At 72.2% G+C, this 20,904-nt stretch carries 21 protein-coding genes; 6 read left to right on the top strand and 15 right to left on the bottom strand.

Annotated elements, in window-relative coordinates; genetic code table 11:
* Together MFF42_RS13215 and MFF42_RS13210 are read right to left on the bottom strand one after the other, a co-directional pair.
* Positions 1–936 (bottom strand): hypothetical protein (locus tag MFF42_RS13215; RefSeq protein ID WP_238256139.1); only part of this gene is annotated, 936 nt, incomplete at its 3' end.
* 225 nt (positions 937–1,161) lie between these two features.
* Entirely contained in the window at positions 1,162–2,043 is an 882-nt protein-coding gene (locus MFF42_RS13210; RefSeq protein ID WP_238256138.1) for a hypothetical protein, read from the bottom strand.
* Positions 2,044–2,340: 297 nt separating this feature from the next.
* On the opposite strand from MFF42_RS13210, the gene MFF42_RS13205 reads away from it, so the two are divergent.
* A complete protein-coding gene (locus tag MFF42_RS13205; RefSeq protein WP_238256137.1) occupies positions 2,341–2,637 on the top strand; it encodes an FAD assembly factor SdhE in 297 nt (98 codons plus the stop codon).
* 188 nt (positions 2,638–2,825) lie between these two features.
* Here MFF42_RS13205 and MFF42_RS13200 read toward each other — a convergent pair whose 3' ends face one another.
* Positions 2,826–4,925: a M3 family metallopeptidase gene (locus MFF42_RS13200; RefSeq protein WP_238256136.1), complete on the bottom strand. Its 2,100-nt coding sequence runs from the start codon at positions 4,923–4,925 to the stop codon at positions 2,826–2,828.
* A gap of 197 nt (positions 4,926–5,122) precedes the next feature.
* Here MFF42_RS13200 and MFF42_RS13195 point away from each other — a divergent pair, with 197 nt between their 5' ends.
* Positions 5,123–6,037: an extensin-like domain-containing protein gene (locus MFF42_RS13195; protein WP_238256135.1), complete on the top strand. Its 915-nt coding sequence runs from the start codon at positions 5,123–5,125 to the stop codon at positions 6,035–6,037.
* A 108-nt stretch (positions 6,038–6,145) separates the two neighbouring features.
* Positions 6,146–7,204 carry a L,D-transpeptidase family protein gene (locus tag MFF42_RS13190; RefSeq protein ID WP_238256134.1) on the top strand — a complete coding sequence of 353 codons (1,059 nt, stop codon included), beginning with the start codon at positions 6,146–6,148 and terminating at the stop codon, positions 7,202–7,204.
* Positions 7,205–7,210: 6 nt separating this feature from the next.
* Here MFF42_RS13190 and MFF42_RS13185 read toward each other — a convergent pair whose 3' ends face one another.
* From MFF42_RS13185 to MFF42_RS13175, 3 genes are read right to left on the bottom strand one after another with little or no spacing between them, the layout of a single operon-like run.
* Entirely contained in the window at positions 7,211–7,942 is a 732-nt protein-coding gene (locus MFF42_RS13185) for an ABC transporter permease (RefSeq protein ID WP_238256133.1), read from the bottom strand.
* Positions 7,939–9,078 carry an ABC transporter permease subunit gene (locus MFF42_RS13180; RefSeq protein ID WP_238256132.1) on the bottom strand — a complete coding sequence of 380 codons (1,140 nt, stop codon included), beginning with the start codon at positions 9,076–9,078 and terminating at the stop codon, positions 7,939–7,941. The genes MFF42_RS13185 and MFF42_RS13180 overlap by 4 nt, the downstream gene beginning before the upstream one ends.
* Positions 9,075–10,043 (bottom strand): ABC transporter substrate-binding protein, encoded by a 969-nt coding sequence (locus MFF42_RS13175; RefSeq protein ID WP_373875181.1) that lies wholly within the window; start codon positions 10,041–10,043, stop codon positions 9,075–9,077. The genes MFF42_RS13180 and MFF42_RS13175 overlap by 4 nt, the downstream gene beginning before the upstream one ends.
* A 233-nt stretch (positions 10,044–10,276) precedes the next feature.
* Between MFF42_RS13175 and MFF42_RS13170 the strand changes: the two genes are divergently transcribed.
* Positions 10,277–10,666, top strand: coding sequence for a response regulator (locus MFF42_RS13170; RefSeq protein ID WP_238256130.1), 390 nt, complete (start codon positions 10,277–10,279; stop codon positions 10,664–10,666).
* Positions 10,667–10,694: 28 nt separating this feature from the next.
* Here MFF42_RS13170 and MFF42_RS13165 read toward each other — a convergent pair whose 3' ends face one another.
* Positions 10,695–11,081, bottom strand: a complete 387-nt coding sequence (locus MFF42_RS13165; protein WP_238256129.1) for a YraN family protein — start codon at positions 11,079–11,081, stop codon at positions 10,695–10,697.
* The gene (gene rsmI, locus MFF42_RS13160; protein ID WP_238256128.1) at positions 11,065–12,015 is read right to left on the bottom strand and encodes a 16S rRNA (cytidine(1402)-2'-O)-methyltransferase; all 951 of its coding nucleotides are present in this window, start codon (positions 12,013–12,015) and stop codon (positions 11,065–11,067) included. The genes MFF42_RS13165 and rsmI overlap by 17 nt, the downstream gene beginning before the upstream one ends.
* Positions 12,016–12,136: 121 nt before the next feature.
* Here rsmI and MFF42_RS13155 point away from each other — a divergent pair, with 121 nt between their 5' ends.
* A complete protein-coding gene (locus MFF42_RS13155; protein ID WP_238256127.1) occupies positions 12,137–13,348 on the top strand; it encodes a penicillin-binding protein activator in 1,212 nt (403 codons plus the stop codon).
* Positions 13,349–13,369: 21 nt separating this feature from the next.
* On the opposite strand, the gene MFF42_RS13150 is transcribed toward MFF42_RS13155, so the two are convergent.
* The 6 genes from MFF42_RS13150 to MFF42_RS13125 all read right to left on the bottom strand — a co-directional run bounded on the left by MFF42_RS13150 (position 13,370) and on the right by MFF42_RS13125 (position 17,113).
* Complete coding sequence (locus MFF42_RS13150; protein ID WP_238256126.1) at positions 13,370–13,657, bottom strand: type II toxin-antitoxin system RelE/ParE family toxin; 288 nt, start codon at positions 13,655–13,657, stop codon at positions 13,370–13,372.
* Entirely contained in the window at positions 13,654–13,863 is a 210-nt protein-coding gene (locus MFF42_RS13145) for an acetyltransferase (RefSeq protein WP_238256125.1), read from the bottom strand. Before MFF42_RS13145 ends, MFF42_RS13150 begins: the two co-directional genes overlap by 4 nt.
* A 79-nt stretch (positions 13,864–13,942) precedes the next feature.
* Positions 13,943–15,121: a radical SAM family heme chaperone HemW gene (hemW, locus tag MFF42_RS13140; RefSeq protein WP_238256124.1), complete on the bottom strand. Its 1,179-nt coding sequence runs from the start codon at positions 15,119–15,121 to the stop codon at positions 13,943–13,945.
* Positions 15,122–15,370: 249 nt separating this feature from the next.
* A complete protein-coding gene (gene rdgB / locus MFF42_RS13135; RefSeq protein WP_238256123.1) occupies positions 15,371–16,006 on the bottom strand; it encodes an RdgB/HAM1 family non-canonical purine NTP pyrophosphatase in 636 nt (211 codons plus the stop codon).
* Positions 16,003–16,716, bottom strand: coding sequence for a ribonuclease PH (gene rph / locus MFF42_RS13130; protein ID WP_238256122.1), 714 nt, complete (start codon positions 16,714–16,716; stop codon positions 16,003–16,005). The genes rdgB and rph overlap by 4 nt, the downstream gene beginning before the upstream one ends.
* A gap of 133 nt (positions 16,717–16,849) precedes the next feature.
* Positions 16,850–17,113: a hypothetical protein gene (locus MFF42_RS13125; protein ID WP_238256121.1), complete on the bottom strand. Its 264-nt coding sequence runs from the start codon at positions 17,111–17,113 to the stop codon at positions 16,850–16,852.
* Positions 17,114–17,355: 242 nt separating this feature from the next.
* Between MFF42_RS13125 and hrcA the strand changes: the two genes are divergently transcribed.
* Positions 17,356–18,447, top strand: coding sequence for a heat-inducible transcriptional repressor HrcA (gene hrcA / locus MFF42_RS13120; RefSeq protein ID WP_238256120.1), 1,092 nt, complete (start codon positions 17,356–17,358; stop codon positions 18,445–18,447).
* Positions 18,448–18,686: 239 nt separating this feature from the next.
* Here hrcA and MFF42_RS13115 read toward each other — a convergent pair.
* The coding region (locus tag MFF42_RS13115; protein WP_238256119.1) for an efflux RND transporter permease subunit at positions 18,687–20,904 on the bottom strand (2,218 nt) is incomplete at its 5' end.

Raw genomic sequence — 20,904 nt, 5'->3', positions numbered from 1 at the left:
GGCCCGGTGCCGAACCAGGGCATCGCCCGCCACGCGCCGCACGATGGCGGAACGGTCCTGCGCGCCCAGCGCGATCAGCGTCTCCAGCTCCAAGTCCGCGCTCCGAACGAACCGGCGCTCTCCGATTACGCGAACGCGGCGAGCCAGGCCATAGGTCTTGTCGACCCATTCCCGCCGGGTGCCTTCGGGCCAGGTCGCCCGCTCCTCGATCAGGAAGCGCAGGGCGCAGGCCCTGACGCCGGGCAGGAATGCGTGGCGCGCCAGATCGGGCAGGGCCGGGTCGAGGGCGGGCCCCCGGCAGGCATGGCGCAGCAGCCGCGCCATCGGACCGGTCCGGGCGGCGAGCAGGTGGTCCGCGAGCCGCGCGCCGACATCGGGCCGCGCCATCAGGTCGGCGAGGGCGTCGCCTCCCGCGCCGCGCTCCTCCGGCCGACCCGGACCGCTGTGCCAGCGCTGCCACTCGGGCATCCGGCCGAGGAGGAAGAGAAGCGCGTCGACGGCTGCCCCGGCCTCCGTCTGCGGGAAGATGCGGGCGGCGCAATCCCGCGCCGCCGCGCGCACCGGCGGCGCCCAGTCGTTGAGGCGGTAGGCGATCGCGGCGACCTCGAAGCCCGTCCGGGCCGGTCCCGTCAGCGCTCGCAGGGCCGCCTCGCGGACATGGCCGTCGGGATGGAAGACGAAGAGGTGCCCGAGCCCGGCGTGCGCGCCGAGCCGGGCGAGATCGGCCCTGCGCTGCTCAAGCAGCGCCCCCGGACTCGACCAGCGGGCCTCCGGGGGCCGCAGCAGCTCGGTGACGGCTGCCCCCGCGACGGCGACGGAGGCCGGGGGAAGCGCGGCGAGGCCCGCGACGGCCGCATCGAGGTCGGCCCGGCGCATCGTCCCGTCCCTCAGGCCCGCGACCACCCGCTCGATCCGTCCGGCGAGGTCGGCGGGCAAGGCCGACGCACCGGCAGGCCTCACTGCTTCCCAAGTGTTGGCTCCGGTCCAGACGGGGTCGGGAGCGGGGCGGCCTGCGAGAAGCGTCCGGATCCACGTCGGCAGGCGCATTCTGGTCTCTGCCCATTCCCCATGGCCTCGATGCCAGCGTCGCACGCGAGACCTGCCGCGCGAAACCGTCTTCGTGGGCGAACCGGAGGGCCGACGCGTTCCTGCATCGCCGCCTCACCGTGGAGGATGCCGCCCGCGCCCATGCCGTCGCGCCGGAGCGGGCCGGCGGCGGAGGGCTTCGAGGTCGGGCGGCAGCGGCGGCAGCACGTCGAGCCCGAACTGCTCGGGGAGTGCGCGCAGGTCCTCCTCCGACGGCATGACGCCGTACTCCATGACGAACTCTTCCAGCTCCGCGATGAGATCCGCCGCCGGATCATCGCGGTTCGCGGGATCGTCCAAGGTGACGAGGCGGCGCATCGCGTCGCCGAGCGGCGGCACGGCCTCGTTCCGCAGGCCCAGCCGGGCGAGGAGCGCGGCGTGGAGGACGTCCCGAATCCGGTGGAGGGGGGCGCCGAGGACGATGCCGTCCGCCACGATGAGCGGCTCGCCGCTCACGCTCGCCGCCCGCCTGCGCAGGGCGTTCTCGACCGTCCAACCCGCGCCGGGCCGGGCCGCGATCATGTGCTGCCCGAGGAGGAGGCCGAGGTCGAGAGCGAGGCAGCGCCAGAGCGGCCGGAGCTGCGTCGTGCTCTCGCCGCCGACCTGTGTCGGTGCCCGTCCGGAATCGCGACGGGGCAGGGCAGGGGCGTAGCGGTCCGAGCCGGGCTCGCGGCTTCCCTCGACATGCTCCGCGAGCCAGCGGCCGGCCGCGTCCCAGGCCTCCGGATTCGGCGCCAAGACGATTCCCTCCCGTTCGAGGAGAGCTGCGGCCTGCGCCGCCCGCTCCTCTGCGACGGTGATGACACGGCCGGCGACGATCCGAGCTCGCTGCTCGGTCGCGGTCCGGTCGGGCGGTTCGTGGTTGGCGGCGTAAGGAACGTAGCCTTCGAGACGGCCGGGATAGGTCGCCTTTTCCCGCCGGAGGGAGCGATAGGTCGGCGCATCGATCGACCGCAACGAGGGAGCGAGGGCGCTCGCGAGTTGGCTCAGGAACGACAGGACGGGCCTCCGTGATCGGCGGGCGGACGACCGTCGCGGGGCGGCCAGGCTTCCGCAAGCGGATGATGGCCGAAAGGTGCGACAGGTCGCTGCCCGCCCGGCGGCGTCCGCACGCGCCGCACCTGCGCCGGGGGTATCACGCGCGCGTGTCTCGCCGGTCCCCCGATCCGGCCGCCTTCCGGCGCGCGGATGCGCCGTTTGCCCGCGGCCGCACGCCCCTCTACATGCGGGTTCAGGATTCATAGGGGACAGCCCATGTCCGGCACCACCCGCACCAGCGCCGACCTCGACCCGCGCCGCCGCCGCACGCTGTTCCGGGCGTGGCACCGCGGCATCCGCGAGATGGACCTGATCATGGGCCGCTTCGCCGATGCCGAGATCGGCGAATTGTCCGAGGAGGAACTGACGCAGTTCGAGGCGCTGATCGAGGTGCCCGACCGCGACCTGTTCCGCTGGCTCACCGGCGAGGACGCGACGCCGGAGAACTACGACACCGCCGTGTATCGCCGGCTCAAGGCGTTCCATCGGCACGACGCGCCGATTCATAGCTGAACGTTTGCCGGCCTAGGCGGCTTTCTCAGAAGCCTCCACACCCTCCCCCCTCTGCGGGGGAGGGTGCCTGCGGAGCAGGCGGGTGAGGGGCCGGCTCAGGTCTTTCCGGAAGCGGCGCTCCCCTCTCCCGACCCTCGCTCACGCGAGGGCCACCCTCCCCCGCAGAGGGGGGAGGGCTTTTTTTCGTACTACGCCGCGAGCCCGCGCTTCTTCAGCAGCGGCGCGATGCTCGGCAGCCGTCCGCGGAACGCGGTGTAGGCCTCGCGCGGGTCGCGCAGGTTGCCCGCGCCGTAGATCGTCCGGCGCAGGCGCTGCGCCGTCTCCGGGTGGAAGATGTCGCCGGTCTCGCGGAACGCGTCGAAGGCGTCGGCGTCGAGCACCTCGGACCAGAGATAGCTGTAGTAGCCGGCCGCATAGCCGTCGCCGGAGAAGATGTGCGCGAAGTGCGGCGCCCGGTGCCGCGCCGCGATCTCCGCCGGCATGGCGATGCGGCGCAGCGCATCCGCCTCGAAGGCGACGACGTCGAGCCCGTCCTCCCCGGCCGCGGAGAGGTGCAGTGTCATGTCGACGATGGCCGAGGCGGCGTACTCGACGGTGGCGAAGCCCTGGTTGAAGGTCGCCGCCGCGAGCAGGCGTTCGAGCAGCGCGTCGGGCATCGGCTCGCCGGTCCGCACGTGGCGGGCATGGGCGCGGAGCACCTCCGGCTGCTGCAGCCAGTGCTCGTAGAGCTGCGAGGGCAGTTCCACGAAGTCGCGCGAGACGGCGGTGCCGGACAGGAGCGGATAGGTCACGTCGGACAACAGCCCGTGCAGGCCGTGGCCGAATTCGTGGAACAGCGTGCGGGCGTCGTCGAAGGAGAGGAGCGTCGGCTCCCCACGCGGCGCGCGGGCGAAGTTCATGACGTTGACGATGATCGGCTTGATATCGCCGTTCAGCCGCTCCTGCGAGCGGAAGGCACTCATCCAGGCACCGGAGCGCTTCGAGGGGCGGGCGAAATAGTCGCCAAGGAACAGGCCGACCTCCGAGCCGTCGGCGTTGCGGACGAGCCAGGTCCGCACGTCCGGATGATAGCGCGGCACGTCCCGCACTTCCTCGAAGGTCAGGCCGAACAGCTTCGACGCGGTGTCGAAGGCGGCCTGGATCATGCCCTCCAGCGGCAGGTACGGCTTGATCTCGGTCTCGTCGAGGTCGTGCTCGGCGCGCCGCAGCTTCTCGGAATAGTGGCGCCAGTCATGCGCTTCGAGGGCGAAGTCGTGTCCCTCCGCCCGCACCAGGGCCTGGAGCCCTTCGCGCTCCTCCGCGGCGCGCTGGAGCGCCGGCTTCCAGACATTGCGCAGGAGTTCCATCGCCGCGTCGGGCGAGCCGGCCATGGTGTCGTCGAGCTTGAGGTGGGCGAAACTGTCGAAGCCGAGCAGACGCGCCCGTTCGGCGCGCAACCGCACGATCTCGGCGATGATCGCGCGGTTGTCGGTGGCGCCGCCGTTCTCGCCGCGCCGGGTCCAGGCAGCGTAGGCCAGCGCACGCAGGTCGCGGCGCGTGGAGAAGACGAGGAAGGGCTCGATCAGCGAGCGCGACAGGGTGATGACGTGGCTGTGCTGGCCGCCCCGCTCCCCCGCGGCTTCCGCGGCGGCATCGCGCAGGAAGGGCGGCAAGCCGGCGAGGTCGTCCTCGCCGTCGAGCGGAAGGACGAAGTCGCGCTCGTCGGCGAGCACGTTCTGGCCGAATTGCGTGCCGAGTTCGGCGAGGCGGATCGCGATCTCGGCGATGCGCGCCTTGGCCTCCGGCGCGAGGCCGGCGCCCGACCGCTGGAAGCGGAGGCGGTAGCGGTCGAGCACCCGCCGCTCTTCCGCGCCCAGTGCCTCCGCGTCGGCATCGATGGCCGAGAGGCGGGCCCAGAGCTCGGGGTTGAGGGTGATGGCGCTCGAATGCCGCGCGAGCTGCGGCGCGACCGCCCGCTCGATCGCCTGCAGTTCGGGGCTGGTGTTGCTGCCGGTCAGGTTGAAGAACACGTTGGCCACCCGGTCGAGCGCCGCGCCCGCGCGCTCCATCGCCGCCACCGTGTTGGCGAAAGTCGGGGCCGCTTCGTTCCCGGCGATCGCCGCGATCTCGGCCTCGTGCGCCTTCAGGGCGTGCGCGAAGGCCGGCACGTAGTGCTCCGGCCGGATCGCCTCGAAATCCGGCAGGCCGAAGGGCGTGGCCCAGTCCGATGCGTCGAACGGGTTCGCTGCCGCGGTGGCGCTGCCGGGCTCGGTACCCTCGGTCAGGTCGCGTGCGGTATCGGCGGTCATGGACAAAACCTTCGGGAAGCGTCGTGCAGCGAAGCGCTGAACATAGGTTTGTGGGTCGAGCGGCGCAAAGGCACAGCTCCCGATGCCGCGCTCCGGCACGATTTCGCGGGCCGTGGCCGCCGCGTCCTTGCCGGGCGCGGCCGGGCGACGGATGAGAGGAGGTCGGCGCGCGGCCGGTGGAGCGGGACATACGCGGCATGAAGCCTTTCACCGTCGCCTGCCTCCTCGCCGCGGGGCTTGTCCTGCCCGCCGGCACGGCATGGTCCGATCCGGCCAAGCCGCCGCCCGCGACGGTGCCGCTGCCCCCGCCCCAGCCGCCCGCGCGCCCGGCCGACATCGTCCCGCCGGCAGCGCAGGTCACGCCGCTGCCGCCGGAGCGGCCGGCCGAGCTCGCCACCGGTGCCGGCAAGGATTCTGGCAAGGATGCCGCACAGAAGACCGACGACCCGCCCTCCAAGGACGCGAAGGAGCCTTCGAAGGACGGGCCTGCCGCCCTTCCGGAGGCGCCGCTCCCGCCGGAGCGCCCGCCGGAACTGTCAGGCGAGGCGGCGCTCGCCCTCAAGGTGTCGGCGCCCGACGACACCGCCTGCCTGCGCCGTCTGGAACGGCTCGGCGCCCGCTTCGAGGCGATGGCGCCGCTCGGCAACGGCCAGTGCAGCGCGCCGCGCCCGCTGAGCGTCATCGCGCTCGCCGACGGCGTGGCGCTGGAGCCGGCGGCCACCCTGAACTGCCGGGCGGCGGAGGCGCTAGCGCGCTGGGCGACGGAGGTGCAGGTCGCGGCGCGGGAGCAGCTCGGCGACTCCCTCAAGAGCCTCGCGCTCGGCGGCACCTATGTCTGCCGCGGGCAGAACCACGACACGGATGCCAAGCTCAGCGAGCACAGCTTCGCCAACGCCATCGACGTGATGAGCTACGGCTTCGAGAAGCGCGCGAGCCTCAAGGTGACGGCGGCGCCGGGGGGCACGCCGGAGGCGGCCTTCCTGGCCTCGGTGCGGGCCGGCGCCTGCGGCTTCTTCCGCACGGTGCTGGGGCCCGGCAGCGACGCGGCCCACGCCAACCACCTGCATCTCGACCTGCGCGAGCGCAACGCCGGCCACCGTCTCTGCCAGTAGGCGGCCTCCTCGAGCCGGGGACGCACGACGGCGCGCCATTCGCCGCGGGAACGGTTGCGCTTGGCCATCGCTTCCTACTCGTCGTGAGGTGAGGAGCGCTGGCAGGCGATGGGACGGGCGTGGATGCGGGGAGCGCTGGCGGCGCTCGGAGTGTGGTCGGCGGCCGCGCAGGCCGCCGGGTCCGGGGCGCCCGACCTGACCCGCGAGGCCATCGAGAACGCGGCGTTCCGGGAACCGCAGGACGGGGCATCCAAGGCGGCGAAGAAGCCGAAGAAAGGCGCCGACAAGAAGCCCGACCCGCTTCTGGTGAAGGTGCAGGTGCTGCTCGACCGGGCGCGCTTCTCGCCCGGCGCCATCGACGGGCGCGACGGCGAGAACCTGCGCGGCGCGCTGAGGGCCTTCGCCGCGGCGCAGGGGCTCCCCGCCGAAGATCGCCTTACCCGCGAGCTGTTCGCCCGGCTCCAGGCCACCAGCAAGGATCCGGTCGTGACGCAGTACACGATCACCGAGGAGGACGTGAAAGGCCCCTTCGTCGAGCGGATGCCGAGCAAGATGGAGGAGCAGGCCGAGGTCGGGCCGATGCGCTACACCAACACCCGCGAGATGCTGGCGGAGCGCTTCCACATGCAGCGCGACCTGCTCTCCGCCCTCAACCCCGACGTGCCTCTCGACAAGGCGGGCGGCACGCTGGTCGTGGCGGCGGTGCCTCCGCTCGGGGAGGGGAAGGTCGAGGGCGCGCCGGTGGCGCCCAAGGTCGGCCGCATCGAGGTCGACAAGCGCACGAAGCGGGTGCGCGCCTACGCGGAGGACGGGACGCTGACGGCCGACTACCCCGCCTCGATCGGCAGCCACGAGAAGCCGGCGCCGGACGGTTCGGCGAAGGTGAAGGCCGTCGCCTTCGATCCCTGGTACACCTACAACCCGAAGTACCAGTTCAAGGGCGTGAAGACGAACAAGAAGTTCTCGATCCATCCGGGGCCGAACAACCCCGTCGGCACGGTCTGGATCGACCTCTCGATCCCCTCCTACGGCATCCACGGGACGCCGGACCCGGAAAAGGTCGGCAAGACCGAGTCCCACGGCTGCATCCGCCTGACGAACTGGGACGCGCGCGACCTCGCGAGCCACACGACAAAGGGCGCGAAGGTCGAGTTCCTGGAGAAGTAGCGCGGATCAGCGGGTGGTCCGCCGGCGGGGTTGAACCCATGCGCCGACCGCGAGCAGCAGGCCGTCGCCCAGAAAGGCCAGGGCCGCGGTCGCCAGCGCGCCCTGAAGCATCGCCGCGAAGTTCTGGTTCTGGAGCCCGGCGACGATCGGCGTCCCGAGGGTCGAGGCCCCGGCGAGCGCCCCGACCGCGGTGACGGAGACCGCGAGGATCAGGGCCGTCCGCAGCGTATCGACGAGACCGGGCGCGGCGAGCGGGAGTTCGACGTAGGCGAGGATCTGCGCCGGGGTGAGCCCGACGGCCAGAGCCGATTCCCGGGCCTCGGCGGAGACGGCGTCGAGGGCGCCGACCGTGCCGCGCAGGGTCGGCATGATCCCGTAGGCGATGAGCGCCAGCAGCGTCGGCGGTCCGCCGAAGCCGAGCACCGGCAGGGCCAGGGCCACCACGACCACCGGCGGCACCGCCTGGGCGACGGCAGCGAGCGTGTCGATGCTTCCGCGAAACCACGCGAAGCGCGCCCGCGTGGCGATCAGGCCGAGCCCGACACCGAGGCCGGCGACGAGGGCCAGCCCGCTCGCGGCGAGGGCAAGGTGGTTCAAGGCCAGCTCGGCCAAGCGAGCGAGCGCGAGGGGGCGGCTCGCGCCCCCGCCGACGAGGGCGGCGGCGACGGTCGGATGGCTCGCGGCGGCGAGCGCGAGGCCGAGGAACAGCGGTCCGAGGGCGGGCGAGAGGCGTCTCATCGCGGCCAGCGTCGGCGCAACGCCGCCTCCAGGCCCCCGAGCGCCGCCTCGGTGGCGAGGGAGAGCAGGATGATCGGCAGGGCGCCGAGCAGGATCAGATCCGGCGCGAACTGGGCCATGCCGTCGAAGACGAGGGTGCCGAGGCCGCCCGCCCCGACCAGCGCGCCGAGAGTCGCGAGGCCGAGCGCCTGGACCGCAGCGACCCGGAGCCCGCCGACGAGGAGGGGCGCGCCGAGCGGCAGGCGGATCCTCGCGAGGATCTGGCGGTCCGTGAGCCCGAGCGCGCGCCCCGCGTCGAGATGGCCGGTGCTCGCGGCGCGTCGCGCCGCCTGCTGGCCGCGCCAGAGCGGCAGCAGCAGGTAGGCGGCGATGCCGATCAGGGCGGGGACGGTGCCGAGCGCGGAGAGGCCGTAGCCGCGCAGGGCAGGGGCGGCGGCGAGGAACGCGGAGAGCGCGGCGACCAGACCGCCGAGCAGGGCGACCGCCGGCACGACCTGCACGCCGCTCACCGCGAGTTCGACCGCGCCGCGCCCGCGACGCCAGAGGGCGAGGCCCGCGGTGAGGCCGGCGGCGAGGGCCAGGGCGCCGAGGGACAGGACGAGATGAGCGCCGATGGCGGCGCCGAGCGTCTGGGATCGGGCGTGCAGCTCCACGGCGAGCGAGAGCGCGTCGAGGCGGCCGGCGAACCAGAGACAGGCGAGCGATCCCGCCACGGCGGCGGCCGACGCGACGCCGCCGCCGGGCAAGCGGGCGCGGCGCGCGGCGAGGGCGAGCATGCCGACCAGCACGACCACGCCGGCCCAGGCGCCGGAGGCGAGCCGCGCCCGTGTCGCGGGCGGCGTACCGGCGATCAGCTCGGCGGCGCCGGCCCCGAGCCCGGCCAGCAGCAGCGCGAGGGCGCCGAGGCAGGCGAGCCCGGCAAGGCCGGCGGCCGCCCTCCCGCCCCCCGCGGCCAGCAGAACACCGCCGAGCGAGGCGAGTGCCATCACCGGCCAGAGCCAGACGCCGAGGGCGTCGACTGCCATCACCGGGGCACCGGTCACGAGCCGGTTCGGCGCGAGATGCAGCAGGGGCAGCAGCAGGGCCGCCGGGACGAGGGCCGCGGCGAGGAGGCTGACGAGAAGGCGTCGGATCACGGGCGGCTTGCCTGCGCGGCGAGCCATTCGTTCGCCACCGCGGCGGCGGTGCGCCCCTCCACCGTGATCGCGGCGTTGAGCCGCCGCAGGGTGTCGGCGTCGAGGCGTGCGAAGACGCGATCGAGGGCGGCGCGGATCTGCGGGTGACGTTCGAGCGTCTCGGCGCGGATCACGGGCGCCGGCTCGTAGACGATCTGCGCCGCCTTCGGGTCGCTCATCACGGCGAGGTCGAGGGCGGCCAGCGCGCCGTCGGTGCCGTAGACCATGCCGGCATTGACGCCGCTGATGCCCTCCGCCGCGGCGCGCGCGGTCACCGCCGTGTCGCCGCCCGGCAGGCTGATGATGCGCGAGAGCGGCAGGGTGAAGCCGTAGGCGGCCTCGAAGGAGGGAAGGGCGGCAGGGCTCTCCACGAACTCCGTCGAGGCCGCGAGCCGGATGCGGTCGTCGCGCACGGCGTCGGCGAAATCCACCATCGTGGCGAGCCCCCGCTCGCGGGCGAGGTCGCCCCGCACGGCGATCAGCCACGTGTTGTTGGCCGGAGCCCGCCCGAGCCACACCAGTCCCCGCGCGGCGTCGAGCCGCCGCGCACGATCGTAGGCGCTCTCGGCAGTCTTCCAGACAGGGTCGGTCTCGGTGCCCGAGAAGAAGGCGACGTTGCCGGTATATTCGGGATACAGGTCGATCTCTCCGGCGAGCAGCGCCGAGCGGACGATCAGCGTCGGCCCGAGCCCGAGTCGGCGCTCCACGGGGAGGTCGAGCGCCTCCAGGACGGCGGAAATCAGGTTTCCAAGCAGCGCGCCTTCCGTGTCGCTTTTCGATCCGATCAGGATGGGACGCGCAGGCGCCGAATGACCGCTATCGGGAAGCAGCGCGGCGGCGAAACCAGCCAGAACGGTCCGGCGCCCGACGGCTGGCCCGAGGTCGTGCCCGCGCGCCGATGTCGCCCGGTTGCGACAATGCGACATAAATGTTTCACGGAATAACATCGCGTCGAACAGCATAGCACGGCAACGGCTTTCCGGCGCTTGACACGCTCAGCTTTACGGGCGACGGCTCGGGTTGCCGGGCAGCGTTTTCCGGGTGAGGCATCCGCTTTCGCGGTGTAATGCGGGCCTTCTCCGGAGCATGCAGAGCGCAACCGGTCTGCCAGAGACAGCGTTCCGGATCGGGAACGGATCGATAGGGAAGACGACCCGGCGTGAGTGTGGATTCGAACGAGGATCGTCTGTCCGGCGCACGGGTGCTGGTCGTCGAGGACGAGGCGGCGATCTCGATGCTTCTCGAGGATATGCTGCTCGATTTCGGCTGCGAGATCGTCGGGCCGGCCGCCCGGCTCGCCACCGCCCTGGAGATGGCCCGCAACGAGGATTACACGGTCGCGATCCTCGACGTGAACGTGGCGGGTGAGCCGATCTATCCGGTGGCCGAGGCGATCGCCGAGCGCAACCTGCCGATCGTGTTCTCGACCGGCTACGGCGGCGCGGGCATCCGCGAGCCGTTCCGCGACCGGCCGGTGGTGCAGAAGCCGTTCAGCCAGGCCGACCTCAAGCGCACCCTCGCCGCGGCCATCGCCAGCGCCGAGGACTGACGGGGCGGGTCCGTCGCGGCCTTCCCCTTCACAAACCCTCGATCTCGAACGCATGTGGCAGGTGGCGCGGCCAGCGGCGCGGCGCCACGAACACGGCATCCGCCCGCAGGATCGCGTCCGCCGGGTGCGGGTGGCGCGCGAGCCATGCCCGCGCCGCCCGCGACAGCCGCGCGCGCTTGCGGGCGTCGATCGCCAGCGCGGCGGCGTCCAGCGTCGTGCGGGCCTTGACCTCGACGAAGGCGATCGTGCGTCCGCGCCGGACGATCAGGTCGATCTCGCCGCCCGAGGCGACGAAGCGCCGGGCGAGCGGCCGGTAACCCTTCAGCATCAGGGCGATCAGCGCCAAAGCCTCGGCCGAGAGGCCCCGTCCATGGGTGGCGCGGCGGCGCGCGTCCGGATCAGGCGGAGGTCTCATTATCCGCCCGGCGGGCGAGCGCTAGCGCGCGGGCGTAGACGACGCGCTTGGGCTGTCCGGTCTCGTCGGCGACGAGCGCCGCCGCGTCCTTGATCGAGTGGCGGGCCAAAGCCGCCTCGATCCGCGCATCGAGCCCGGTATCGGCCTCCCGCGCGACGGCGTCCTCGGGGGCGGCGCCGATCACCACCACCACCTCGCCCTTGGGCGGGCCTTCCTCGGCGAAGGCCTCGGCCAGCCCGCCGAGGCTGTCGCGGCGGATCGTCTCGTAGAGCTTGGTCAGTTCGCGCGCCACCGCCGCCGGACGCTCGGGCCCGAGGGTCGCGGCGGCATCCGCCAGCATCTCGGGGAGGCGGTGGGGCGACTCGAACACCACCAGCGTGCCCGGAATGCCGGCGAGCGCCTCCAGCCGGTTGCGCCGCGCCCCGGATTTCTGCGGCAGGAAGCCCTCGAAGAAGAAGCGGTCGGTCGGCAGGCCGGCGGCGACGATGGCGGTCATCACCGCGGACGGGCCGGGGATCGGCGTCACCGGGATGCCGGCGGCGATCGCCGCCTGGACCAGCTTGAAGCCGGGGTCAGAGACCAGCGGCGTGCCGGCGTCGGAAACCAGCGCCAGGGTCTCGCCGGCCTTGAGCCGCATCACCATCCGTTCGCGCACGGCTTCGTTGGAATGCTCGTGGTAGGAGACGAGCGGTGTGGTGATCCCGTAATGCATCAGCAGGGTGCGGGTGACGCGGGTGTCCTCGGCGAGCACCGCGTCGGCGGCGGCGAGCGTCGCCAGGGCGCGGAACGAGACGTCGCGCAGGTTTCCGATCGGGGTGGCCACCACGTAGAGCCCCGGCGCCAGGGACTCGGCCTCGGCGGCGAGGCCGAAGGCGGTGAAGGTGGCGGGGCCGCGGGACGATCCCTCGGGGCGCTTGTCGAGTCGCTGTGTCATCCCCGCGACAATGCCACGCCCGCGCGCCTTTGGAGACCGGGGAAAGGCTTGGCCTCACATTTACTTTTCGTGAGCCCCTCCGCATCGTGACCCTGGATTGCGCTGGGGCAGGGAGTTCGCGATGGCGCGACGCGGCGGACGGTGGACGGACCGCGCGGGGGCCGCGCTTCTCTGCCTCGGGCTCGCAGCCGGGCTTTCGGGCTGCATCGGCGTCCCGGACGCGCCGCGGCCCCAGGCTCAGGCGGCTCCGGCCGCCGAGCCCGCTCCGGCCGCGGCGGCCGGCAACGTGATCGGCACCGGCTCGGTGAAGGTCGCGCTGATCGTGCCGCTGAGCGGGCAGGGGGCGGCGGTCGGCTCGGCCCTGCGCAACGCCGCCGAACTCGCCTACGAGGATTTCCAGAAGCCCAACCTTCAGATCCTCGTGAAGGACGACCGCGGCATGCCCGAGGGCGCGCGGGAGGCGGCGCAGGCGGCGTTCGCGGAGGGCGCCGAGATGGTGCTGGGTCCGCTCTTCGCCGGCAGCGTCCAGGCGGCGGGGGGCGCGGCGCGCGCGGCGGGCAAGCCGGTCATCGCCTTCTCGACCGACGCGGCGGTGGCTGCCCGCGGCGTCTACCTCATCAGCTTCCTGCCGCAATCCGAGGTGGACCGCATCGTCGACGAGGCGGCGTCGGGCGGGCGCCGCTCGTTCGCCGCGCTGATCCCCGAGACGACCTACGGCAACGCCGTCGAGGCGCAGTTCCGCGAGGCGGTCGCCCGGCGCGGCGCCCGGCTCGTCGGCATCGAGCGCTACCCGGCCGGCAATCCCAGCCCCGCGGTCGAGCGGCTGCGCCGAGTAATCGCCGGCGGCGGCGCCCAGGCCGACGCTCTGTTCGTGCCCGACACCGCCGACGGGCTGGTGGCCGTGGCCAACGCCCTGACGAAGATCGGGTTCTCGCCGTCCCGCGTGCGCCCGCTCGGGCTCGCCCTGTGGAACGACCCGCGCGTGACGGCGCAGCCGGCCTTCCAGGGTGCCCGCTTCGCCGCGCCCGATACGGCTGGTTTTTCCAGCTTCGCGCAGCGCTATCACGCCCGCTTCGGCGCGACGCCGCCGCGCACCGCCACCCTCGGCTACGACGCCGTCTCGCTCACCGTCGCGCTGGTGCGCCAGTACGGCTCGCAGCGCTTCGCCGACGCGACGCTGACCAACCCGGCCGGCTTCTCCGGCCTCGACGGCACCTTCCGCTTCTCGCCCGAAGGCACGAGCGAGCGGACGCTGGCGGTCTACGAGATCCGCGACAACGCGGCGACCGTGGTGAGCCCGGCGCCGAAGGTGCTCGGGCCGTCGGGGATTTGAGACGGCGTCGGGCGCCGACGCTCACGTCTGGCTGATCGGCCGGCGTGCCGCATGGCGGATCGTGGCGATGCCAAGCGCATCGGCCGCCTCATCGACGCGGTAATAGATCAGGTAAGGCAGGCGCGGGACCGCGAAGCGGCGCAGCCCACGACCCACGCGACGTCCGGCTCTCGGATGGTCGAGCAGCCTGCGCAACGCGGCCGTGATCTGCTGCTCGACGTGACGGGCGGCCTGCGGATCGCGCGATTCCAGATATGCGGCAATGCTTTCGAGATCGTCCGTCGCCCGCGCGGAGAGGCGTAGCCTCACGGGACGCGGCGTCGAAAGGCCGCGGCGACGAGATCTTCCGGCTCGCCCTCGACATACGCGCCGCGTTCGATCTGTGCGAGCCCTTCCAAGACGGCCGGAAGATGCTCGGGATCGATGTCGAGGGGGGTCTCGTTGTCGGCCACCGTGAGAATGGCCTGCGCCAGACTCTCCCGGTCCGCTGCCGGCATCCGGCGCAGGGCCTCCACGGCGCGATCCAAGATGTCGACCATGACGATCCTCCTCGCGTCAGCGTAGCACGAACGGATGGTCGTGACAGTGTGAGGATCAGCCCGCCAGTTCCGCCACCACGGCGTTCAGCACCGGCGCGCCGCGGGCGGTGGCGGCGATGCGGCCGTCGGGGCGCCGCGCGACGAGGCCGTCCGTCACCAGGGCGTCGAGGCGCCCGGCATCGAGCGGGCGGCCCTTCAGCGCGGCGTAGTGGGCAGGGTCGATCCCCTCCGCGAGGCGCAGACCCATCATCAGGAACTCGTCGCCCTGATCCTCGGCGGAGAGTGCTTCCGTCTCGACGATGCCGTGGCCCTCGCGCTCGACGCGGGCGAGCCAGCCTTCCGGCGCCTTCTCGGTGAGCGTCCCGGTGCGGCCCTGCGGGAGGACGAGGCGGCCGTGAGCCCCTGGGCCGATGCCGGCATACTCGCCGTAGCGCCAGTAGAGCAGGTTGTGCCGCGATTGGGCGCCGGGCCGGGCGTGGTTCGAGATCTCGTAGGCGGGCAGACCCGCGGCCTCGCAGATCTCCTGCGTGACGTCGTAGAGGGCACGGGAGACGTCGTCGTCGGGCGGCACGAGACGGCCGGCCTGGGCGAGGCCGAAGAACGGCGTGCCGGGCTCGATCGTGAGCTGGTAGAGCGAGAGGTGCTCGGCGGCGTGATCGATCGCCCGACGCAGCTCCGCCGCCCAGGCTTGGGGCGTCTGGTCGGGCCGGGCGTAGATCAGGTCGAAGGAGAAGCGCTCGAAATGCGCCGCCGCGGTGCGGACCGCCGACATCGCCTCGGCCACGCTGTGCAGCCGCCCGAGCTTCTTCAGGTCGCCGTCGTCGAGCGCCTGGACGCCGAGCGACACGCGGTTCACGCCGGCCGCCCGGTAGCCGCGGAAGCGCGTCGCCTCGACGCTGGTGGGGTTGGCCTCAAGCGTCACCTCGGCGTCGGGCGAGACTGCCCAGGCGCCGGCCACCGCGTCGAGCAGGCCGGCGACCGTCTCCGGTGCCATCAGAGAGGGCGTGCCGCCGCCGAGAAAAATGCTGGTGACGGTGCGCCCCTGCGCCAGGGCGGCGGCGTGGGCGATCTCCCGGCGGAAGGCCGCGAGGAAGCGGGGCTGGTCCACGCCCGCATGGCGGACATGGCTGTTGAAGTCGCAATAGGGACACTTCGCGGCGCAGAACGGCCAGTGCAGGTAGATCCCGAACCCTGCGTCGCGGGTCGGATGGTCGGGCGGTGTCGCGGGGGGCATCGGCCTGTCTTGTGTCATCGAGCCGCTCGGTCGGTGCGGTCGTCCAACCCACCGCCCTCCTGCTGAGGTGCGGAGCGGAAGCGAAGTCTCGAAGGATCCTCCAGGCATCGTGCGGGAACTGGAGGATCCTTCGTGGCCCGCTGACGCGGGCACCGCAGGATGAGGGGGCGGGTGAGATCGAAGGCGTGCGGCCGGTGCGTCTTCCAAGCTGTCAGCTGGATGTAAACACGCCGGAGCGCGTGCGAACCCTCAGCCCGGCCGCCGCAGGCAGGCTCGCGCCAGCAGGACGAAGGCCCGCGCCCGGTGCGAGAGGGCGTTTCCGCTCTGCCAATCGACCCCGTGCTTCTCCTCGGAGGAAATCTCGCCGAAGGTTCGGTCCATGCCCTCGGGGCGGAACATCGGATCGTAGCCGAAGCCGAGGCTGCCGCGCGGCTCGACGAGGTCGCCGAAGACGCGGCCCTCGAACAGCTCGGTGTGCCCGTCTGGCCAGGCGAGGACGAGGGCCGAGACGAAATGGGCGCGCCGGTCCGTGGCGCCGCGCCGGTCGAGCTCGTCGGCGATCCGGGCCATGGCGCCGGAAAAATCCTTGTTCGGGCCGGCCCAGCGGGCGGAGAACAGACCCGGCGCCCCGTCGAGCGCATCGACGCAGAGGCCGGAATCGTCGGCGAAGGCCGGCAGGCCGGACGCCTTCGCGGCGGCGTGCGCCTTGATCGCCGCGTTCTCGGAAAACATCGTGCCGGTCTCGTCGGGCTCGGGCAGGCCGAGTTCGCCGGCCGAGACCGCCTCGACGCCGAAGGGCGCCAGCAGCTCGCGCATCTCGACGAGCTTGCCGGCATTGTGGGTCGCGATGACGACCCGGCCGGAGAGGATGCGGTGCGCGCTCACGCGATGGCCTTCCGCTGCAGCTCGACGAGCTGCGCGACGCCGCCCTTGGCGAGCCGCAGCAATTCGAGAAATTGCTCGTCGGTGAACGGCTCCATCTCGGCGGTGCCCTGCACCTCGACGATGCCGCCCTTGCCGGTGACGACGAAGTTGGCGTCGGTCTCGGCGGCCGAATCCTCGGCATAGTCGAGGTCGAGCACCGGCTGGCCCTTGTAGATGCCGCAGGAGACCGCCGCGACATGGTCCTTCAGGGGATCGACCGAGATGATCGAGCGGGCGCGCATCCATGCGAAGCAATCGTGCAACGCCACCCAGGCGCCGGTGATCGAGGCGGTGCGGGTGCCGCCGTCGGCCTGGATCACGTCGCAATCGACCGTGATCTGGCGCTCGCCCAGGGCCGGCAGGTTGGTGACGGCACGCAATGAGCGGCCGATCAGCCGCTGGATCTCCTGGGTGCGGCCCGACGGCTTGCCGGAATTGACCTCGCGGCGGCGGCGCTCGTGGGTGGCGCGGGGCAGCATGGCGTATTCCGCCGTCACCCAGCCCTTGCCGGAGCCGCGCAGCCAGGGCGGGCCGCGCTCTTCCAGGGAGGCGGTGCAGAGCACGCGGGTGTTGCCGAAGGTGACGAGGCAGGAGCCTTCCGCATAGCGGGCGACCGCCCGCTCCAGCGTGACGTCGCGCAGCGCGTCCGCCGCGCGCTTCGAGGGACGCATGGGGTCAAGCTCCGTGTCGGGATTCGAAGCCCGCGCTCTTAGGCGCTGCCGCCGCCCGCGGCAACCGCCCCGGTCCGAAACGAAAGAGGCCGCCGTCTCGCGACGGCGGCCCCTCGAATGGCCTTCCGGCCGATCACCAGCGGCGGTGATGACGCCCGTGGTGACGGTGATGGTGATGGCGCGGCCCGTGGAAGCCGTGGTGCCGGTGCCAGTGGCGGCGATGGTGGAAATGCCGGCGGTAGTGGCGATGCGGCCGGTACTGGACCTGCTCGATCGCGTCGCCCGCCGGCGCGGTCGCCTCGGTCGGGATCGGGAGCGGGGCGGCCTGTGCGGCATGGGGCGCCGAGGCGAACCCGAGGCCGGTCACCGCGATCGCCAGGGCGGCGGCCTTGACCATGGTCTTTCGTGCGCCTGTAAGCACTGTCGGGGCTCCATTTCGCTTGTATGACGGGTCGGCGGGGTCGCACGCGAGAGCGCGCGCCCCTCCCTGAAACAGCCTGAGGGCACCGAACGATCCCTTCTGCGGTTAAGTTTGCCGAGGGAGCGCAGCGGGCGCCTCCTCATCCGCCGCGTCGTGACGCACGAGGATTGATCGCCGGCCCCCGAGCGCTCACAATCAACCGACAGGTTCCCGTTGCCTTGGTCGAGACCGTTCAGCCTCCCGTGACTCCGCAGCCCCAGGCGCTCTCCGCCCTCAACGAGCGCGCCCGCGAAATCTTCCGCCAGATCGTCGAGAGCTACGTCACCACCGGCGAACCGGTGGGGTCGCGCAACCTCGCGCGCATCCTGCCGATGAGCCTGTCCCCGGCCTCGATCCGCAACGTCATGGCGGATCTGGAGCATTCCGGGCTCATCTTCGCGCCGCATACCTCCGCCGGGCGCCTGCCGACGGAGCTGGGCCTGCGCTTCTTCGTCGATGCGATGATGGAGATCGGCGACGTCGACCTCGCCGAGAAGGCGCGGATCGAGGCGCAGATGCAGGCGGCGGCCTCGCGCCACACCTTCGATTCGGCGCTGGCCGAGGCGTCCTCGCTGCTGTCGGGGATCTCGCGCGGGGCGGGCGTGGTGCTGACCACCAAAGTCGATGCAGGGCTCAAGCATGTCGAGTTCGTGCGCCTCGACGCCGACCGCGCCCTCGTGGTTCTGGTCTCGATCGACGGTACGGTGGAGAACCGGCTGGTCGACCTCCCGCCGGGCTTGCCGGCCGGGGCACTGCAGGAGGCGTCGAACTTCCTCAACGCCCGCCTGCGCGGTCGCACCCTGGATGCCCTGCGCGCCGACATCGAGGCCGGCCGCACGGCGATGAAGCGGGAGCTCGACGCGCTGACCGAGCGGCTGGTCGATGCCGGGCTCGCGACGTCGGTCGGCTCCTCCGAGGCGCGCCAGCTCATCGTGCGGGGCCAGGCCAACCTGCTCGACGACCTGCGCGCGGCCGAGGATCTGGAGCGCATCCGCCTGCTGTTCAACGACCTCGAGACGCAGAAGGACGTGATCGAGCTTCTGGCGCGGGCCGAACAGGGCGACGGCGTGCGCATCTTCATCGGCTCGGAGAACAAGCTGTTCTCGCTCTCCGGCTCCTCGATGATCGCCGCGCCCTTCCGCGACGGGGCGCAGAAGATCGTCGGCGTCGTCGGCGTGATCGGCCCGACGCGGCTCAACTATTCCCGCATCGTGCCGATGGTGGATTACACCGCCCGCGTGGTCTCGGGGCTGCTCGACCGGCCGCGGTAGGACGGCTCCCGCAGCATTCCGGCTGATCTGCTCGGCCGCCGTCGCCTCTCTCCCCCTTACGGGGAGGGGACGAGCCAAGCTCTGAACGAAGCGATCGATCTCAGATCGTATCGGACAACAACCGGCCGGCCCGTGCGAGGGGGCGGTGCACGGGCCGGCCGGCGTACCGCGCGCTCTGGCGAGCGGCGCGATGGCGGTGCGCCTGACGAGCGAGGCGCAGTGAGGATCGGGCCGCCGCGCTAGCGGTGCGTCGCGGCGGCCGGAATCGGAGTGTCTTCCGGCTCGTCCCGCGGGCCGACGAAGCGGCCGAGCAGGCGTCCGAGGCCGGTGCCGAGGCTGTCCATCAGCAGGAACACCGCGGGGACGAAGACCAGCGACAGCAGGGTCGAGACGATCAGGCCGGCAATCACCGCCACCGCCATCGGCGCGCGGAACTCGCCGCCGATGCCGAGGGCGAGTGCCGAGGGCACCATGCCGGCGGCCATGGCGATCGTGGTCATCACGATCGGCCGCGCCCGCTTGCGCCCGGCATCAACGATAGCGGTGACGCGATCGACGCCGGAGCGCATCTCCTCGACGGCGAAGTCCACGAGCATGATCGCGTTCTTCGTCACGAGCCCCATCAGCATCAGGATGCCGATGACGACGGGCATCGAGATCGGCATGTGGCAGATCAGCAGGCCGAGAATGGCGCCGCCGATGGAGAGCGGCAGCGAGAACAGAATGGTCAGCGGCTGCAGGAACGAGCCGAACAGCAGCACCAGCACCGCGTAGACCATCATGATCCCGGCGCCCATCGCCAGGAGGAAGCCGGAAAAGACCTCCTGCATGATCTCGGCGTCGCCGGTCTGCTTGATGGTCACGCCGGGCGGCAGGCTCTTGGCCGTCGGGGTGGCGAGCGCCTGCTCGATCAGCGAGCCCAGCGCGTCCGAGCCCTCCATGTTGGCTTCCACCGCCACGCGCACGGCGCGGTCGTAGCGCTCGATGGCGCCGGGGCCCTGGTCGAGCTCGATGTCGGCCACCGCCGCGAGCGGCACCGCCGTGCCGTTCTTGGCCGGCACCTTCAGGTTCTCCAGCCGCGCGACCGCGCCGCGGGCGCTCTCAGGGAGCTGCACCCGGATCGGCACCTGCCGGTCCTTGGCGTTGAACTTGGCGAGGTTGATGCCGATGTCGCCGATGGTGCCGACCCGCACGGTCTCGGCGATGACGTCGGTGGAGACCCCGAGATCGGCCGCCGCGCCCTCCTTCGGGCGGATGCGCACCTCGGTGCGGTTCAGGGGCGCGGTGGACATCACCGAGACGAGGTGCGGGATCGCCGCCATGTCGCGCTGGAGCCGCGCGGCGACCTCCGTCACGACGTCGACGTCGGGGCCGCTGACGACGAGGGCGAGGTCGCGCTGGCCGCTCTCGCGCAGGGTCCAGGAGCGGATGTCGGGCTCCTCCGCCAGAAGCGCCGCGATCTCGGACTCGATGGTCCATTGCCGCTTCGCGCGCTCGGATTTCGGGCTCAGGTTCACGATCAGCGTGGCGAGCCGCGTCTCCTTCTTACCGCCGGCCTGCCGGCCGCCATCGACGAAGACCGAGGTGACTTCGGGCAGGGCGCGGATGCGCTCGACCACGCGGTCGGCGACGGCGATCGTGTCGGGAAGCCGGGCGCCCGGCGCCAGCTCGATCATGAACAGGGTGCGGGCGTTGTCCTGCTTCGGGATGAAGCCGGAGGGCAGGAGCTTGGTCGAGACGATCGAACCGGCGAACAGCGCGAGCCCCGCCACCAGGGTGATCCATTTGTGGCGCACCGACCAGCCAACGAGGCGGGTATAGGCGCGCATCACCGGGCCTTCGCGCTCCTCCGCGTGGCCGTGGTCGCGCAGGAAGTAGGCGGCGAGCAGCGGCGTGATCAGGCGCGCCACCAGCAGCGACATGAAGACGGAGACGGCGATGGTGAGGCCGAACTGGATGAAGTAGCGCCCGGCGATGCCGCCCATGAACGAGACCGGGGCGAAGACCGCGATCAGGGTCGCGGTGATGGCGATGACCGCGAGCCCGATCTCGTCGGCGCCCTCGATGGAGGCGCGATAGGGCGATTTGCCGAGCCGCATGTGGCGCACGACGTTCTCGATCTCGACGATGGCGTCGTCCACGAGGATGCCGGTCACCAGCGTGATCGCGAGCAGGCTGATGCCGTTGAGGGTGAAGCCCAGCGCGTCCATCGCCCAGAAGGTCGGGAAGACCGAGAGCGGGAGCGCCACGGCGGCGATCAGGGTGGCGCGCCAGTCCCGCAGGAACAGAAACACCACGATGACGGCGAGCGCCGCGCCCTCCATGAGGGTGTGCATCGCCGAGGCGTAGCTGCCCCGCGTCGCCGCGACCGAGGAATCGATCTCCTGGAACTGGATGTCGGGATAGCTCTCGGCGAACTCGGCGATCTTCTTCTCGACGCCGGCGGCGACCTCGGCG

The sequence above is a fragment of the Methylorubrum podarium genome (genome assembly GCF_022179745.1).
In the GTDB taxonomy this organism is placed as follows: Bacteria; Pseudomonadota; Alphaproteobacteria; order Rhizobiales; family Beijerinckiaceae; genus Methylobacterium; species Methylobacterium podarium.
Note: the sequence above shows the minus strand (reverse complement) of the source record. Positions and strands in the feature narration are given on the sequence as shown.